The following is a 15,127-nucleotide window of genomic DNA, read 5'->3' on the forward strand; positions in this document are numbered from 1 at the left end:
GTAGCAGATGGCTAAACAACCGGGATTAGATTTTCAAAGTGCCAAGGGTGGAATTGGCGAACTGAAACGCAGACTGCTGTTTGTTATCGGTGCGTTGATTGTTTTCCGTATTGGCTCTTTTATTCCGATCCCTGGTATTGATGCCGCTGTACTTGCCAAACTGCTTGAGCAACAGCGTGGCACCATCATTGAGATGTTTAACATGTTCTCTGGTGGTGCTCTTAGTCGTGCTTCTATCTTTGCATTGGGTATCATGCCGTATATTTCGGCATCGATTATCATCCAGTTGTTAACGGTCGTTCATCCGGCCCTGGCAGAGCTGAAGAAAGAAGGGGAGTCTGGTCGTCGTAAGATCAGCCAGTACACCCGTTACGGCACTCTGGTGTTGGCGATATTCCAGTCGATCGGTATTGCTACCGGTTTACCGAATATGCCTGGTATGCAAGGTCTGGTTATGAATCCAGGCTTTGCATTCTACTTCACCGCTGTTGTGAGTCTGGTTACAGGAACCATGTTCCTGATGTGGCTCGGTGAACAGATTACTGAACGCGGTATCGGTAACGGTATCTCGATCATTATCTTTGCCGGTATTGTGGCGGGTCTTCCGCCAGCCATTGCCCATACTATCGAGCAAGCGCGTCAAGGCGACCTGCACTTCCTCCTGTTGCTGTTGGTTGCAGTATTAGTATTCGCAGTGACGTTCTTTGTTGTATTCGTTGAACGTGGTCAACGCCGCATCGTGGTGAACTACGCAAAACGCCAGCAGGGTCGTCGTGTCTATGCTGCTCAGAGCACACATTTACCGCTGAAAGTGAATATGGCGGGGGTAATCCCGGCAATCTTCGCTTCCAGTATTATTCTGTTCCCTGCGACTATCGCGTCATGGTTCGGGGGCGGTACTGGTTGGAACTGGCTGACAACAATTTCGCTGTATTTGCAGCCTGGGCAACCGCTTTATGTGTTACTCTATGCGTCTGCAATCATCTTCTTCTGTTTCTTCTATACGGCGTTGGTTTTCAACCCGCGAGAAACAGCAGATAACCTGAAGAAGTCCGGTGCATTTGTACCAGGAATTCGTCCGGGAGAGCAAACGGCGAAGTATATCGATAAAGTAATGACCCGCCTGACTTTGGTCGGTGCGCTTTATATTACTTTTATCTGCCTGATCCCGGAGTTCATGCGTGATGCGATGAAAGTACCGTTCTACTTTGGTGGGACGTCACTGCTTATCGTTGTTGTCGTGATTATGGACTTTATGGCTCAAGTGCAAACTCTGATGATGTCCAGTCAGTATGAGTCTGCATTGAAGAAGGCGAACCTGAAAGGCTATGGCCGTTAATGGTCGCCCGAGAAGTTACGGAGAGTAAAAATGAAAGTTCGTGCTTCCGTCAAGAAATTATGCCGTAACTGCAAAATCGTTAAGCGTGATGGCGTCATCCGCGTGATTTGCAGTGCCGAGCCGAAGCATAAACAGCGCCAAGGCTGATTATTTCGCATATTTTTCTTGCAAAGTTGGGTTGAGCTGGCTAGATTAGCCAGCCAATCTTTTGTATGTCTGTACGTTTCCATTTGAGTATCCTGAAAACGGGCTTTTCAGCATGGTGCGTGCAAGTAAAATTATAGGAGTGCATAGTGGCCCGTATAGCAGGCATTAACATTCCTGATCAGAAACATGCTGTGATCGCATTAACTTCGATCTATGGCGTCGGTAAAACCCGCTCTCAAGCCATTCTGGCTGCTGCGGGCATCGCTGAAAATGTTAAGATCAGTGAGCTGTCTGAAGAACAAATCGACACGCTGCGTGACGAAGTTGCCAAATTTGTCGTTGAAGGTGATCTGCGCCGTGAAATTAGCATGAGCATCAAGCGCCTGATGGATCTTGGTTGCTATCGCGGTTTGCGTCATCGTCGTGGTCTCCCGGTTCGCGGTCAGCGTACCAAGACCAACGCACGTACCCGTAAGGGTCCGCGCAAACCGATCAAGAAATAATCGGGGTGATTGAATAATGGCAAAGGCACCAATTCGTGCACGTAAACGTGTAAGAAAACAAGTCTCTGACGGCGTGGCTCATATCCATGCTTCTTTCAACAACACCATCGTTACTATTACTGATCGTCAGGGTAACGCGCTGGGTTGGGCAACAGCCGGTGGTTCCGGTTTCCGTGGTTCTCGCAAATCCACTCCGTTTGCAGCTCAGGTTGCAGCAGAGCGTTGCGCTGAAGCCGTAAAAGAATACGGTATCAAGAATCTGGAAGTTATGGTTAAGGGACCGGGTCCGGGCCGCGAATCTACTATTCGTGCTCTGAACGCCGCTGGTTTCCGCATCACTAATATTACTGATGTGACTCCGATCCCTCACAACGGTTGTCGTCCGCCGAAAAAACGTCGCGTATAACGCGGTCGTTTTCTAGGATTGTTGGAGAAAGAAAATGGCAAGATATTTGGGTCCTAAGCTCAAGCTGAGCCGTCGTGAGGGCACAGACCTGTTCCTTAAGTCTGGCGTTCGCGCGATCGATACCAAGTGTAAAATTGAACAAGCTCCTGGCCAGCACGGTGCGCGTAAACCGCGTCTGTCTGACTATGGTGTGCAGTTGCGTGAAAAGCAAAAAGTTCGCCGTATTTACGGTGTGCTGGAGCGTCAGTTCCGTAACTACTACAAAGAAGCAGCACGTCTGAAAGGCAACACCGGTGAAAACCTGTTGGGTCTGCTGGAAGGTCGTCTGGACAACGTTGTATACCGTATGGGCTTTGGCGCCACTCGTGCTGAAGCACGCCAGCTGGTTAGCCACAAAGCAATCATGGTAAACGGTCGTGTTGTTAACATCGCTTCTTATCAGGTTAGTCCGAATGACGTTGTTAGCATTCGTGAGAAAGCGAAAAAGCAGTCTCGCGTGAAAGCCGCTCTGGAGCTGGCTGAGCAGCGTGAAAAGCCAACCTGGCTGGAAGTTGATGCTGGCAAGATGGAAGGTACGTTCAAGCGTAAGCCGGAGCGTTCTGATCTGTCTGCGGACATTAACGAACACCTGATCGTCGAGCTTTACTCCAAGTAAAGCTTAGTACCAAAGAGAGGACACAATGCAGGGTTCTGTGACAGAGTTTCTAAAACCGCGCCTGGTAGATATCGAGCAAGTGAGTTCGACGCACGCCAAGGTGACCCTTGAGCCTTTAGAGCGTGGCTTTGGCCATACTCTGGGTAACGCACTGCGCCGTATTCTGCTCTCATCGATGCCGGGTTGCGCGGTGACTGAGGTTGAGATTGATGGTGTACTTCATGAGTACAGCACCAAAGAAGGCGTTCAGGAAGATATCCTTGAAATCCTGCTCAACCTGAAAGGGCTGGCGGTGAGAGTTCAGGGTAAAGATGATGTTATTCTTACTCTGAATAAATCTGGCATTGGCCCTGTGACCGCAGCCGACATTACCCACGACGGTGATGTCGAAATCGTCAAGCCGCAGCATGTGATCTGCCACCTGACCGATGAAAACGCATCTATCAACATGCGTATCAAAGTTCAGCGCGGTCGTGGTTATGTTCCGGCGTCTGCCCGAATTCATTCGGAAGAAGATGAGCGCCCAATCGGCCGTCTGCTCGTTGACGCCTGCTACAGCCCTGTAGAGCGCATTGCCTACAATGTTGAAGCAGCACGTGTTGAACAGCGTACCGACCTGGACAAGCTGGTCATCGAAATGGAAACCAACGGCACAATCGATCCTGAAGAGGCGATTCGTCGTGCGGCAACCATTCTGGCTGAACAACTTGAAGCTTTCGTTGATTTACGTGATGTACGTCAGCCGGAAGTTAAAGAAGAGAAACCAGAATTCGATCCGATTCTGCTGCGCCCTGTTGACGATCTGGAATTGACTGTCCGCTCTGCTAACTGCCTCAAGGCAGAAGCTATCCACTATATCGGTGATCTGGTACAGCGTACCGAGGTTGAGTTGCTGAAAACGCCGAACCTGGGTAAAAAATCTCTTACTGAGATTAAAGACGTGCTGGCCTCCCGCGGTCTGTCTCTGGGCATGCGCCTGGAAAACTGGCCGCCGGCAAGCATTGCTGACGAGTAACCGGATCACAGGTTAAGGTTTTACTGAGAAGGATAAGGTCATGCGCCATCGTAAGAGTGGTCGTCAACTGAACCGCAACAGCAGCCATCGCCAGGCCATGTTCCGTAACATGGCAGGCTCTCTGGTTCGTCATGAGATCATCAAGACGACCCTGCCGAAAGCGAAAGAGCTGCGTCGCGTAGTTGAGCCGCTGATTACTCTTGCCAAGACGGATAGCGTTGCTAATCGTCGTCTGGCATTCGCCCGCACTCGTGATAACGAGATCGTGGCAAAACTGTTTAACGAACTGGGCCCGCGTTTCGCGAGCCGTGCCGGTGGTTACACTCGTATTCTGAAGTGTGGTTTCCGTGCTGGTGACAACGCGCCGATGGCATACATCGAGCTGGTTGATCGCTCTGAATCGAAAGCAGAAGCTGCTGCAGAGTAATCTGTAGTAACGTAAAGAAACCCGCTTCGGCGGGTTTTTTTATACCAGTCGTTCGGCCTCTTCCCTACAATATATGTATCTTTTTTATTCATTCCGTCGAGAGCCGTTATGTGGTTACTAGATCAGTGGGCAGAACGCCATATTCTCGATGCTCAGCAAAAAGGCGAGTTTGATAATCTACCCGGCAGCGGTGAGCCGTTGTTGCTGGATGATGATTCTCATATCCCTGCGGAGCTCCGCGCTGGGTATCGCTTGCTGAAAAATGCTGGCTGCCTGCCACCAGAACTCGAATACCGTAAAGAAGCCGTGATGCTTATCGATCTGCTCAATAGCGTGCAGCACGATCACCCGGATTTTCAGCTTTTGCATCGCCGTTTGTCGTTACTGGAAATGAAGCTGCGCCAGGCTGGCTTAAGCACCGATTTCCTGCGAGGCGATTATGCCGCCAAACTGCAGCAAAAAATTAATGAGGAGTAATCATGTATCGCATTGGTGAAATCGCGAAACTCGCAGAAGTCACGCCAGATACGATCCGTTACTACGAAAAGCAGCAAATGATGGATCATGAGGTCAGAACCGAAGGCGGATTTCGGCTTTATACGGATAACGATCTGCAACGGCTCAAATTTATTCGCCATGCCCGACAATTAGGGTTTACCCTCGAATCCATCCGCGAACTGTTGTCGATCCGTATTGATCCTGAACACCACACTTGCCAGGAGTCGAAAAGTATTGTGCAGGCTCGCCTGAGCGAGGTTGAAGCCCGCATCGAAGAGTTACAGTCCATGCGCCGCTCGTTGCAAAAACTGAATGATGCATGTTGTGGTACCGCACACAGCAGTGTTTATTGTTCTATTCTTGAGGCGCTTGAACAAGGCGCGAGCGGTAATCCAAACGCTACGGCCTGTTGATCTTCTGCGCAGAGAGATCTACACTCCGGCCGTTTAATACACAATCTGGAGACGTTATGAGCCGCTATCAGCATACTAAAGGGCAGATCAACGATAACGCTATTGAAGCTTTGTTACATGATCCGCTATTTCGCCAGCGTATTGAGAAAAACAAAAAAGGGAAGGGAAGTTATTTACGGAAAGGCAAACATGCAAAAAAAGGCTTTCAGGAGGCCAGTGGCAAGCAAGCGAATCGCTTATTTTCCACTGGCCTTCTTGCGTTTGCTTAACTGCGATTATTTTGCTCTTTCAGCAAATCGCGAATTTCACTCAGCAGCACTTCCTCTTTACTCGGTGCCGGTGGCGCTTTCGGTTCTTCTTCTTGCTTACGTTTCAACTTATTGATCAGCTTTATTGCAATGAAAATCGCAAAAGCGACGATGATGAAGTCAAAAATGTTCTGAATAAACACGCCATAGTGCATGACGACAGCGGGAACGTCGCCCTGCGCGTCGCGTAGCGTCCAGGCAAATGATTTGAAATCAATCCCGCCAATTAATAACCCCAGCGGCGGCATAATGATATCTGCAACCAATGACGACACAATTTTGCCGAAAGCTGCACCGATGATGACACCAACTGCCAAATCCACCACATTTCCGCGCATTGCAAATTCACGGAACTCTTTCAAAATGCTCATATCCTTTCTCCATGTGCAGACTGTCGGATTAAGTCTAACAAATTACCGATCAATTTCCATTTGGGCAGGGTGATTGTAATGATTTCTTAAACCCTGATAAAAGCGAGGAATAATATGCGGGCGCATCTGATTGCGCCCGGGTTATTACAGGAAGAATGGGCTCGGCTGGAATAAGCGCTCGACGTCCGTGATATATTTTTTATCCGTTAAAAACATAATCACATGGTCGCCTTGCTCAATACGCAAATTATCATTGGCAATCATGACATCATTTCCACGTACCACCGCACCGATGATTGTGCCTGGCGGCAATTTAATTTCATCAATAACACGGCCGACAACGCGGGACGTCGTTTCGTCTCCGTGTGCAACCGCTTCAATTGCCTCTGCGACACCGCGACGTAACGATGAAACGCCAACGATATCCGCTTTACGTACATGGCTAAGCAGAGCGGAAATAGTCGCCTGCTGTGGTGATATGGCAATATCAATCACACTGCCCTGAACCAAATCGACATAAGCGCGGCGCTGAATGAGCACCATCACTTTCTTGGCTCCCATCCGTTTGGCCAGCATTGCAGACATAATGTTGGCTTCGTCGTCATTGGTGACAGCAATAAAGAGATCCACCTGATCGATATGTTCTTCGGCCAGTAATTCTTGATCGGAGGCGTCGCCATAAAAAACGATCGTATTTTGCAGTTTCTCGGCCAGCTCCGCCGCACGCTGTTGATCGCGCTCGATCAACTTCACGCTGTAGTCTTTTTCCAACTGACGAGCCAGACCGGCGCCGATATTACCACCGCCAACCAACATAATGCGTTTATACGGTTTTTCCAGCCGCTGAAGTTCACTCATAACGGCACGGATATGCTGCGATGCGGCAATAAAGAACACTTCATCACCTGCTTCAACAATCGTTGAGCCTTGCGGGCGAATAGGTCTGTCGTGGCGAAAAATAGCGGCAACGCGAGTATCAATATGCGGCATATGCTCGCGCATGGTTGACAACGCATTTCCCACCAACGGGCCGCCATAATAGGCTTTCACCACAGCCAGGCTGACTTTTCCTTCGGCGAAATTCACGACCTGCAATGCGCCGGGATATTCGATGAGGCGATAAATACTGTCGATAACCAACTGCTCCGGCGCGATCAGATGATCGATGGGAACGGCTTCTGAGTGAAAAAGCTTATCCGCGTCGCGAACGTAATCAGGCGAGCGGATGCGGGCAATACGGTTTGGCGTATTAAACAGCGAATACGCAACCTGGCAGGCAACCATATTGGTTTCATCCGAGCTGGTCACCGCAACCAGCATATCGGCATCGTCAGCGCCAGCTTCGCGTAGCACGCGGGGGTGAGAACCGTGGCCTTGTACGACGCGGAGATCGAATTTGTCCTGCAAACTACGCAGACGGTCGCCATTAGTATCAACAACGGTAATATCGTTATTCTCTCCGACCAGGTTTTCTGCCAGCGTGCCACCAACCTGCCCTGCACCCAGAATAATTATTTTCATCTGTTGTGACCCGTTGTTCCCATCACTGTTTGATTATCTTAGCGTAAAAGAAACCATCGCCTTCTTCCGCACCTGGCAGTTTCTGCAAGCCAGGGTTTTCCGGCGTACCCGTTTCGCTCAGTTGCGCATCAGTTGTGCGTTTGAGAAAAGCGGCAACCTGCTGACTGTTCTCTTCCGGCAAGATGGAGCATGTCGCATACACCAGCGTACCGCCTGGTTTCAAATGCGGCCAGATGGCATCCAGAATTTCAGACTGTAACTGCGCTAACTCGGGAATATCGCGATCGCGACGCAGCCATTTGATATCTGGATGGCGTCGAATAACACCCGTCGCTGAGCAAGGCGCATCCAGCAGGATACGATCGAATTGTTCATCACCGCACCATTGTCCCGGGAAACGCCCATCGCCCTGTTTTACCTGCGCTTTCATGCCCAGTCGTTTCAGGTTGTCGTAAACACGCGACAAACGTTGCTCGTCTATGTCTACCGCCAACACGCTGGCCTCGGGAGCGGCTTCGAGTATATGCGTGGTTTTGCCACCGGGTGCTGCACATAGATCGAGAATACGTTCACCGTTTTTCGGCGTAAGGAAAGCAATGCAGCCCTGAGCAGAAGCATCCTGTACCGTAACCCAACCCTCGGCAAAACCCGGCAGCGCGGTGACTGGTGCTGGGCTCACCAGGCGTACCGCATCGGGATAATCCGGATGCGGGGATCCTTGCAAACCGACCTCTTCCAGCAATGCTAACCAGCCATCGCGTGAATGGTGCTGACGATTGACACGCAGCCACATCGGCGGTCGCTGGTTGCTGGCTTCGACAATGTGTTGCCATTGGTGTGGATAGGCTTTTTGCACACGGTGTAACAGCCACTTCGGGAACAGAAAATGATTTTCGCTTTGGGCGAACTCTGCCAGTAATTCTTCCTGTTGCCGCTGGAATTGACGTAATACGCCGTTAATCAAGCCCTTAAGCTGCGGACGTTTAATGACCACTGCGCCTTCTACGGTTTCTGCCAGCGCCGCATGGGCAGGGATGCGCGTATGCAGAAGCTGATAAAACCCAACCATGATCAGATAGTGCACCGTGCGCTGCTTGCCCGTCATTGGGCGCGACATCAATTTATTGATGAGCCAGTCGAGCTGTGGCAATACGCGTAAAACACCAAAGCACAGCTCTTGCAGCAGCGCTTTATCTTTGTCGGAAACTTTTTGTTGCAACGGCGGCAGGATATTGCTGAGCGATTGCCCTTGTTCTATGACCTGCTCAACTGCCTGCGCAGCCATGCTGCGTAAATTTATTTGTTTTTTCATCGCGATAAAAATAAAAACGCCCGGCAAGCCGGGCTAAAAATACTCTCAGGCCAGATGGTTACCAGGGACAAACCATTCCCGCCGTGAATTCAGCAGATCCTGCGCGCTCATTGCTTTCTTACCGGCAGGCTGCAGCGATTCAAGATTCAATATTCCATCGGCAGTTGCAACCTGAATACCCGCTTTCGACACTTCCACGATCGTACCGGGTTTCTCTGTTGGCTTAGACGGAATAACCGACGCTTTCCAGACTTTCACCGGTTGCTCATCAACCATAAACCAGCTCATTGGCCAGGGGTTGAAGGCGCGAATGCATCGTTCAAGCTGGGCGGCGCTGAGCGACCAGTCCAGGCGCGCTTCCTCTTTGCTGAGCTTCTCTGCGTAAGTGACCTGCGCTTCGTCTTGCACCTGCGGTTGTGCTGTGCCCTGAGCAAGCTGTTGCAGCGTCGCAATTAATCCCTGCGGACCGAGCTCTGCCAGCTTGTCATACAGCGTGGCGCTAGTGTCTTCATCGGTGATCGGGCAGGCGAGTTTAAACAGCATGTCGCCAGTATCCAGACCCACATCCATTAGCATGATAGTGACGCCGGTTTCCGCATCACCTGCCCATAGTGAGCGCTGAATAGGCGCCGCGCCACGCCAGCGTGGCAGCAGTGAACCGTGAACATTTATGCAACCCAGGCGCGGCATGGCCAGCACTGCTTTGGGCAGGATCAGTCCGTATGCCACCACCACCATCACATCGGCGTTGAGGCTGGCAACCAACTGCTGGTTTTCCTCTGCACGTAACGATGCAGGTTGAAACACCGGCAGGCCTTTTTCTTCCGCCAGCACTTTGACTGGGCTTGGCATCAGCTTTTTACCGCGACCAGCAGGGCGGTCTGGCTGGGTGAAAACCCCCACCACCTGATGCTCAGAAGACAACAGCGCGTCAAGATGACGCGCTGCAAAGTCCGGAGTGCCGGCGAAAATAATACGTAGAGAATCTGACACGTTTATCCTTTTCAGCCCGTTTTATGCGCGGGCGTTCATGCGATCCAGTTTTTCAACTTTCTGGCGAATGCGCTGACGTTTCATCGGCGACAAGTAATCAATAAACAGCTTACCTACCAGATGATCCATCTCATGCTGAATGCAGATTGCCAGAAGACCGTCCGCTTCCAGTTCGAATGTTTTTCCGTCACGATCCAGCGCGCGGATTTTTACTTTTTCGGCGCGAGGTACCAGTGCACGCTGTTCCGGAATAGACAGGCAACCTTCTTCAATACCTGTTTCTCCGCTTTTTTCCAGCAGCTCAGGGTTAATCAACACTAATTGCTCGTCGCGATTTTCGGAAACGTCGATCACGATGATGCGCTGGTGAATATCAACCTGCGTTGCTGCCAGCCCAATACCTTCTTCTGCGTACATCGTTTCAAACATATCATCGACGATACGTTGAATGTCCGCATTCACTTCTTTTACCGGCTCGGCGACTTTGCGAAGGCGCTCGTCCGGAATATGTAACACATGCAAAACTGCCATAAATATCCAGAGTCGTGTTCAGGAGTTGGTGAGAATATTACCTCTATTCTAGACAAATCCCCCCGCGATTGACAGCATCAGTGACCAATCGCAAGGATTGCTAAAGCGGCTTATGGCAGGGGATAAAGGATGACGAGCACGGAGATTTGGCTGCGGTTGTTACAGGTGACCTCGCTATGTGGCGATCAATGGCTGAAAGCAGCCCAGTGGCTGGAACAAAACCAGAGCGCATCCTTCGCTGAACTTCGACTCATCGGGTTTACAGAAGTGCAAACGCAGCGCTTTTTCTCTCTTTCTGCATGTGAGGTTGAAAAGAGCCTTAACTGGCTTGCACAACCTGGTAATCATTTAATTATTGCCAGCGATCCGGCGTATCCTGCACCTTTGCGCGCTATTCCTGATTTTCCCGGCGCTATTTTTGTTAAAGGCAATCCAGCGGTACTGACAACACAACAACTGGCCGTTGTTGGGAGCCGCGCACATTCATGGTATGGCGAGCGATGGGGGCGGATTTTTTGTGAAGAGCTTGCTCGTGCTGGGCTAACGATTACCAGTGGCATGGCATTGGGGATCGATAGCGTGGCGCACCGGGCGGCTTTACAGGTTAATGGAAAAAGCATTGGCGTACTGGGGAACGGTTTATACAGCCTCTATCCGCGCAAGCATGCTTCGCTTGCAGCAGAAGTAATTGAAAGCGGTGGTGCACTGGTATCCGAATTTCCCCTCGCGACTACGCCGAAGCCGGGGAATTTTCCGCGGCGAAACCGCATCATCAGTGGGCTCAGCCGTGGAGTACTGGTTGTAGAAGCCGCTTTGCGTAGTGGTTCGCTGGTGACCGCGCGGATTGCGCTTGAACAAGGCCGTGATGTTTTTGCATTACCCGGTCCTATTGGTAGCCCGGGCAGCGAAGGGCCGCACTGGTTAATCAAACAAGGGGCAATACCGGTAACATCGGCTAATGAAATCCTCGAAAATTTGCAATATGGGCTGAATTGGCTGTCTGACGTACGCGAAAATGCAATTTATTCTCCAGATCAAGAAGAGGTGGCATTGCCATTTCCTGAGCTCCTGGCTAACGTAGGAGATGAGGTAACACCTGTTGACGTCGTCGCTGAACGTGCCGGCCAACCTGTGCCAGTCATCGCAGCTCAATTGCTTGAACTGGAGTTAGCAGGATGGATCGCAGCTGTACCCGGCGGCTATGTCCGATTGAGGAGGGCAAGCCATGTTCGACGTACTAATGTACTTGTTTGAGACTTACATCCATAACGAAGCGGAATTGCGTGTGGATCAGGACAAACTGGAACGGGATCTTACCGACGCCGGATTTGATCGTGAAGACATCTACAATGCACTTTTGTGGCTGGAAAAGCTGGCTGATTATCAGGAAGGCCTCGCCGAACCGATGCAGCTTGCTTCTGATCCGCTTTCTGTCCGTATTTATACGGCGGAAGAGTGTGAAAGGCTGGATGCCAGTTGCCGGGGATTCTTGTTATTCCTGGAGCAGATTCAGGTGCTAAACCTCGAAACGCGAGAAATGGTGATTGAACGTGTGCTGGCGCTGGATACGGCAGAGTTCGAGTTGGAAGATCTGAAATGGGTCATTCTGATGGTGCTCTTCAATATCCCTGGGTGTGAAAACGCCTACCAGCAAATGGAAGAATTACTCTTTGAAGCGAATGAAGGTATGCTGCACTAATCATTTTTGCAGCTTCAAGAGTCGTTATGGCCAAATCAGCACTCTTTTCGGTGCGTAACAACGAGCCCTGCCCACAATGCGGGGCTGAACTTGTTATCCGTTCCGGGAAACACGGTCCGTTTCTCGGATGTTCTCAATATCCGGAATGCGATTATGTTCGCCCACTGAAAAGCCAGGCGGATGGACATATTGTTAAAGTTCTGGACGGGCAGCAGTGCCCTGTGTGCGGGGCCGCGCTAGTGCTGCGTCAGGGACGCTTCGGTATGTTCATTGGCTGCAGCCAGTATCCTGAATGCGAACATACCGAGTTGATTGATAAGCCCGACGATACCGCAATCACTTGCCCACAGTGCCGAAGCGGGCATCTTGTTCAGCGCCGCTCCCGATATGGTAAAACCTTTTATTCCTGCGATCGTTACCCAGATTGCCAGTTCGTTATAAATTTCAAACCGGTGGCGGGTGAATGTCTTGTTTGCCACTACCCGCTACTTATCGAGAAGAAAACCGCGCAAGGCGTGAAACGCTTCTGCGCCAGTAAACAATGTGGACAGCCGGTAACGGCGGAACAAACTCGTGAAGAATAACCTGCCAACAGATCCTATCGTTGCGGCGGTGGAGATCCTGAAGAAAGAACACGTCATCGCTTATCCAACAGAAGCTGTTTTCGGTGTCGGTTGCGACCCGGACAGTGAGATTGCGGTTTATCGCTTGCTTGAACTAAAGCAACGCCCGGTTGATAAAGGCCTCATCCTTATCGCTGCCAGCTTTGATCAACTTAAACCCTATATTGATGACAGCATGCTGACTGACGAACAGCGTCAGACGATTTTTGCCTGCTGGCCCGGACCGGTAACGTTTGTCTTCCCGGCGAAACCGAACACGCCGCGCTGGCTAACCGGGCGCTTTGACTCGCTGGCCGTGCGCGTGACTGACCATCAAACGGTGATTGCGCTGTGTGAGGCTTACGGAAAACCGCTGGTATCAACGAGCGCTAATTTATCGGGCTTGCCGCCTTGCAGAACAGCGCAGGAAGTTATCGACCAATTTGGTCCAGACTTCCCGGTTGTCGATGCCCCGACCGGAGGACGGCAAAATCCTTCTGAAATTCGTGACGCCCTTACCGGCGAACTTTTCCGTCAGGGGTAACTGTATGGAATCCTATGCCGTCTTTGGCAATCCTATTGCGCACAGCAAGTCTCCGTTTATTCATCAGCAATTTGCCCGGCAACTGGGTATTGAACATTCTTATGGTCGGGTTCTGGCACCGGTAGATGGCTTTGTGCAGACGCTGGATGCTTTTTTTACCGCTGGTGGAAAAGGCGCGAATGTTACCGTGCCTTTTAAAGAGGACGCATTTGCTCGCGCGAATGAACTCACAGAACGTGCCGCGATGGCTGGGGCGGTAAATACGCTTAAACGCCTTGAAGATGGTCGGTTACTGGGCGATAACACGGATGGGATTGGCTTGTTGAGCGATCTCGAACGCCGCTCTTTTATTCGCCCGGGGTTTCGCATTCTGCTTATCGGGGCGGGTGGGGCAGCGCGCGGCGTCATTCTTCCTTTACTGTCTCTGGATTGCGCCGTGACTGTTACCAACCGTACTTTTTCTAAGGCGCAAACGCTGGTTAAGCTCTTTGCACACACCGGTAGCATTGATGCTGTTGCTATGGATAATTTAGCGAACCATGAATTCGATTTGATCATCAACGCAACTTCCAGCGGTATTGGTGGGGAGATCCCCGCGTTACCGAATGCGCTTATCCATCCCGAGCTTTATTGCTATGACATGTTCTATCAGAAAGGATCGACGCCATTTCTGAGTTGGTGTGAAAATTCAGGTGCGAAGAAATGTGCGGATGGTTTAGGCATGCTGGTCGGGCAGGCTGCGCATGCGGTGCTGCTATGGCATGGTGTATTGCCGGACGTTGAACCGGTAATCACTCTGTTGAAACAGGAACTGGCAAAATGAATCAGGCCATTCAGTTTCCGGATCGCGAAGGGTGGGATGACGCGGCTGGTGCTGTCTGTTTTCCTGCGTTGGTCAATGGTATGCAAATTACTTGCGCCATAAAAGGAGAGACGCTAGCAAAGCGCTTTGGTGGCAAAACACCAGAACACTACCTGGCGGTATTTCGTGAACATCGTTGGGATCTGGAAGAGGAGGCGGAACAGTTGATCCGCCAGCAAGAAGAGGATGATCAGGGGATTGTCTGGTTACCTTGATCCAGATATTCATCTTTCCATTTCACGTAATTCCTGGCTGAGTATTTCAACCCTTCAAGCTCCGCTTCCGTCAGGGGGCGGAGCTGTTTTACCGGGCTGCCCAGATAAAGGTAGCCACTTTCCAGGCGTTTATTTTGGGGAACCAGGCTTCCTGCGCCGATCATCACATCATCTTCAACAACAGCACCGTCGAGTAAGATCGATCCCATGCCAACGAGTACACGATTGCCGATAACGCAGCCGTGCAACATTACCTTATGCCCAACAGTAACATCTTCGCCAATGAGCAGCGGATCGCCTTCAGGATTATAAGAAGATTTGTGCGTAACATGGAGAACGCTACCGTCCTGAATGTTGCTGCGCGCGCCAATCTCAACATAATTCACATCACCACGAATCACGACTAATGGCCAAATGCCCACATCATCAGCAATTCTGACGTCACCAATCACCACGCTGGTGGCATCAATCATTACCCGCTGGCCTAATTGGGGCCGCAGATCCTTATAAGGGCGTAAAACGGTAGACATAATTACCTCATCATAAACAGGCCGGGATAATGACTTTGATCGCAAGAAAGGCCTTCTGCAACCCTTTTACGTACCATTATTTGAGCAGTTCGTACGGGATCGCAGCGAAAAGAATGAAAAAACAGCAGTCAGAAAAAAAGATCGCAAAAAGACTTGTGCAAAAAATTGGGATCCCTATAATGCGCCTCCGTTGACCCGACAATGTGAATCACTTCACGAGATAGTCGAGAAAACGA

Annotated in this window: 22 protein-coding genes; 16 read left to right on the forward strand and 6 right to left on the reverse strand. The window is 50.7% G+C overall.

Features of this window, described 5'->3' with window-relative positions:
- Nucleotides 1-7: 7 nt before the first annotated feature.
- From secY to O3S68_RS24050, 10 genes are all read left to right on the forward strand, one after another.
- Complete coding sequence (secY, locus tag O3S68_RS24005; RefSeq protein ID WP_007369823.1) at nt 8-1,339, forward strand: preprotein translocase subunit SecY; 1,332 nt, start codon at nt 8-10, stop codon at nt 1,337-1,339.
- Between the two features lie 30 nt (nt 1,340-1,369).
- Nucleotides 1,370-1,486, forward strand: coding sequence for a 50S ribosomal protein L36 (gene rpmJ, locus O3S68_RS24010; RefSeq protein WP_000868187.1), 117 nt, complete (start codon nt 1,370-1,372; stop codon nt 1,484-1,486).
- Between the two features lie 146 nt (nt 1,487-1,632).
- Nucleotides 1,633-1,989, forward strand: a complete 357-nt coding sequence (gene rpsM, locus O3S68_RS24015) for a 30S ribosomal protein S13 (protein ID WP_007369824.1) — start codon at nt 1,633-1,635, stop codon at nt 1,987-1,989.
- A 16-nt stretch (nt 1,990-2,005) separates the two neighbouring features.
- Nucleotides 2,006-2,395 carry a 30S ribosomal protein S11 gene (gene rpsK / locus O3S68_RS24020; protein WP_002919257.1) on the forward strand — a complete coding sequence of 130 codons (390 nt, stop codon included), beginning with the start codon at nt 2,006-2,008 and terminating at the stop codon, nt 2,393-2,395.
- 34 nt (nt 2,396-2,429) lie between these two features.
- Nucleotides 2,430-3,050, forward strand: coding sequence for a 30S ribosomal protein S4 (gene rpsD, locus O3S68_RS24025; RefSeq protein ID WP_003031138.1), 621 nt, complete (start codon nt 2,430-2,432; stop codon nt 3,048-3,050).
- A gap of 25 nt (nt 3,051-3,075) precedes the next feature.
- Entirely contained in the window at nt 3,076-4,065 is a 990-nt protein-coding gene (locus O3S68_RS24030; RefSeq protein WP_007369825.1) for a DNA-directed RNA polymerase subunit alpha, read from the forward strand.
- A gap of 40 nt (nt 4,066-4,105) precedes the next feature.
- Nucleotides 4,106-4,492 (forward strand): 50S ribosomal protein L17, encoded by a 387-nt coding sequence (rplQ, locus tag O3S68_RS24035; RefSeq protein WP_001216372.1) that lies wholly within the window; start codon nt 4,106-4,108, stop codon nt 4,490-4,492.
- Nucleotides 4,493-4,600: 108 nt separating this feature from the next.
- Nucleotides 4,601-4,969 carry a DUF1992 domain-containing protein gene (locus tag O3S68_RS24040; RefSeq protein ID WP_097408014.1) on the forward strand — a complete coding sequence of 123 codons (369 nt, stop codon included), beginning with the start codon at nt 4,601-4,603 and terminating at the stop codon, nt 4,967-4,969.
- A 2-nt stretch (nt 4,970-4,971) separates the two neighbouring features.
- The gene (gene zntR / locus O3S68_RS24045) at nt 4,972-5,403 is read left to right on the forward strand and encodes a Zn(2+)-responsive transcriptional regulator (protein WP_269232671.1); all 432 of its coding nucleotides are present in this window, start codon (nt 4,972-4,974) and stop codon (nt 5,401-5,403) included.
- Between the two features lie 56 nt (nt 5,404-5,459).
- Nucleotides 5,460-5,672: an alternative ribosome-rescue factor A gene (locus O3S68_RS24050; RefSeq protein WP_269232672.1), complete on the forward strand. Its 213-nt coding sequence runs from the start codon at nt 5,460-5,462 to the stop codon at nt 5,670-5,672.
- Here the strand turns inward: O3S68_RS24050 and mscL are convergent.
- The 5 genes from mscL to def all read right to left on the reverse strand — a co-directional run bounded on the left by mscL (nt 5,669) and on the right by def (nt 10,439).
- Entirely contained in the window at nt 5,669-6,082 is a 414-nt protein-coding gene (gene mscL / locus O3S68_RS24055; RefSeq protein WP_045514451.1) for a large-conductance mechanosensitive channel protein MscL, read from the reverse strand. The two genes, O3S68_RS24050 and mscL, sit on opposite strands and share 4 nt — an antisense overlap.
- Before the next feature lie 144 nt (nt 6,083-6,226).
- Nucleotides 6,227-7,603, reverse strand: coding sequence for a Trk system potassium transporter TrkA (gene trkA, locus O3S68_RS24060; protein ID WP_007369830.1), 1,377 nt, complete (start codon nt 7,601-7,603; stop codon nt 6,227-6,229).
- Between the two features lie 22 nt (nt 7,604-7,625).
- Nucleotides 7,626-8,915, reverse strand: a complete 1,290-nt coding sequence (rsmB, locus tag O3S68_RS24065; RefSeq protein ID WP_269232673.1) for a 16S rRNA (cytosine(967)-C(5))-methyltransferase RsmB — start codon at nt 8,913-8,915, stop codon at nt 7,626-7,628.
- Between the two features lie 45 nt (nt 8,916-8,960).
- Nucleotides 8,961-9,908: a methionyl-tRNA formyltransferase gene (fmt, locus tag O3S68_RS24070; protein ID WP_269232674.1), complete on the reverse strand. Its 948-nt coding sequence runs from the start codon at nt 9,906-9,908 to the stop codon at nt 8,961-8,963.
- 21 nt (nt 9,909-9,929) lie between these two features.
- Nucleotides 9,930-10,439 (reverse strand): peptide deformylase, encoded by a 510-nt coding sequence (gene def / locus O3S68_RS24075; protein ID WP_007369833.1) that lies wholly within the window; start codon nt 10,437-10,439, stop codon nt 9,930-9,932.
- 129 nt (nt 10,440-10,568) lie between these two features.
- Between def and dprA the strand changes: the two genes are divergently transcribed.
- From dprA to O3S68_RS24105, 6 genes are read left to right on the forward strand one after another with little or no spacing between them, the layout of a single operon-like run.
- A complete protein-coding gene (gene dprA, locus O3S68_RS24080) occupies nt 10,569-11,693 on the forward strand; it encodes a DNA-protecting protein DprA (RefSeq protein ID WP_269232675.1) in 1,125 nt (374 codons plus the stop codon).
- A complete protein-coding gene (smg, locus tag O3S68_RS24085) occupies nt 11,665-12,138 on the forward strand; it encodes a DUF494 family protein Smg (RefSeq protein WP_017460081.1) in 474 nt (157 codons plus the stop codon). The genes dprA and smg overlap by 29 nt, the downstream gene beginning before the upstream one ends.
- Nucleotides 12,139-12,164: 26 nt before the next feature.
- On the forward strand, nt 12,165-12,722 hold the full coding sequence (locus O3S68_RS24090) for a DNA topoisomerase family protein (protein WP_020455486.1): 558 nt from the start codon (nt 12,165-12,167) through the stop codon (nt 12,720-12,722).
- Nucleotides 12,712-13,284, forward strand: a complete 573-nt coding sequence (gene tsaC / locus O3S68_RS24095) for an L-threonylcarbamoyladenylate synthase type 1 TsaC (protein WP_269232676.1) — start codon at nt 12,712-12,714, stop codon at nt 13,282-13,284. The genes O3S68_RS24090 and tsaC overlap by 11 nt, the downstream gene beginning before the upstream one ends.
- A 4-nt stretch (nt 13,285-13,288) precedes the next feature.
- Nucleotides 13,289-14,107 carry a shikimate dehydrogenase gene (gene aroE / locus O3S68_RS24100; RefSeq protein WP_269232677.1) on the forward strand — a complete coding sequence of 273 codons (819 nt, stop codon included), beginning with the start codon at nt 13,289-13,291 and terminating at the stop codon, nt 14,105-14,107.
- Entirely contained in the window at nt 14,104-14,361 is a 258-nt protein-coding gene (locus O3S68_RS24105) for a DUF1488 domain-containing protein (RefSeq protein WP_045514441.1), read from the forward strand. Before aroE ends, O3S68_RS24105 begins: the two co-directional genes overlap by 4 nt.
- On the opposite strand, the gene O3S68_RS24110 is transcribed toward O3S68_RS24105, so the two are convergent.
- Nucleotides 14,337-14,891, reverse strand: coding sequence for a gamma carbonic anhydrase family protein (locus tag O3S68_RS24110; RefSeq protein ID WP_269232678.1), 555 nt, complete (start codon nt 14,889-14,891; stop codon nt 14,337-14,339). The genes O3S68_RS24105 and O3S68_RS24110 overlap by 25 nt on opposite strands.
- Nucleotides 14,892-15,127 lie beyond the last annotated feature (236 nt).

Origin of the sequence: Kosakonia sp. SOY2 (assembly GCF_027109175.1) — a bacterium.
In the GTDB taxonomy this organism is placed as follows: Bacteria; Pseudomonadota; Gammaproteobacteria; order Enterobacterales; family Enterobacteriaceae; genus Kosakonia.

Bases quoted from the DNA above. Each gene is read 5' to 3' on its own strand.
- secY (WP_007369823.1), top strand. From the start codon at position 8: ATGGCTAAACAACCGGGATTAGATTTTCAAAGTGCCAAGGGTGGAATT.
- rpmJ (WP_000868187.1), top strand. From the start codon at position 1,370: ATGAAAGTTCGTGCTTCCGTCAAGAAATTATGCCGTAACTGCAAAATC.
- rpsK (WP_002919257.1), top strand. From the start codon at position 2,006: ATGGCAAAGGCACCAATTCGTGCACGTAAACGTGTAAGAAAACAAGTC.
- rpsD (WP_003031138.1), top strand. From the start codon at position 2,430: ATGGCAAGATATTTGGGTCCTAAGCTCAAGCTGAGCCGTCGTGAGGGC.
- O3S68_RS24030 (WP_007369825.1), top strand. From the start codon at position 3,076: ATGCAGGGTTCTGTGACAGAGTTTCTAAAACCGCGCCTGGTAGATATC.
- rplQ (WP_001216372.1), top strand. From the start codon at position 4,106: ATGCGCCATCGTAAGAGTGGTCGTCAACTGAACCGCAACAGCAGCCAT.
- O3S68_RS24040 (WP_097408014.1), top strand. From the start codon at position 4,601: ATGTGGTTACTAGATCAGTGGGCAGAACGCCATATTCTCGATGCTCAG.
- zntR (WP_269232671.1), top strand. From the start codon at position 4,972: ATGTATCGCATTGGTGAAATCGCGAAACTCGCAGAAGTCACGCCAGAT.
- O3S68_RS24050 (WP_269232672.1), top strand. From the start codon at position 5,460: ATGAGCCGCTATCAGCATACTAAAGGGCAGATCAACGATAACGCTATT.
- mscL (WP_045514451.1), bottom strand. From the start codon at position 6,082: ATGAGCATTTTGAAAGAGTTCCGTGAATTTGCAATGCGCGGAAATGTG.
- trkA (WP_007369830.1), bottom strand. From the start codon at position 7,603: ATGAAAATAATTATTCTGGGTGCAGGGCAGGTTGGTGGCACGCTGGCA.
- rsmB (WP_269232673.1), bottom strand. From the start codon at position 8,915: ATGAAAAAACAAATAAATTTACGCAGCATGGCTGCGCAGGCAGTTGAG.
- def (WP_007369833.1), bottom strand. From the start codon at position 10,439: ATGGCAGTTTTGCATGTGTTACATATTCCGGACGAGCGCCTTCGCAAA.
- dprA (WP_269232675.1), top strand. From the start codon at position 10,569: ATGACGAGCACGGAGATTTGGCTGCGGTTGTTACAGGTGACCTCGCTA.
- smg (WP_017460081.1), top strand. From the start codon at position 11,665: ATGTTCGACGTACTAATGTACTTGTTTGAGACTTACATCCATAACGAA.
- O3S68_RS24090 (WP_020455486.1), top strand. From the start codon at position 12,165: ATGGCCAAATCAGCACTCTTTTCGGTGCGTAACAACGAGCCCTGCCCA.
- aroE (WP_269232677.1), top strand. From the start codon at position 13,289: ATGGAATCCTATGCCGTCTTTGGCAATCCTATTGCGCACAGCAAGTCT.
- O3S68_RS24105 (WP_045514441.1), top strand. From the start codon at position 14,104: ATGAATCAGGCCATTCAGTTTCCGGATCGCGAAGGGTGGGATGACGCG.
- O3S68_RS24110 (WP_269232678.1), bottom strand. From the start codon at position 14,891: ATGTCTACCGTTTTACGCCCTTATAAGGATCTGCGGCCCCAATTAGGC.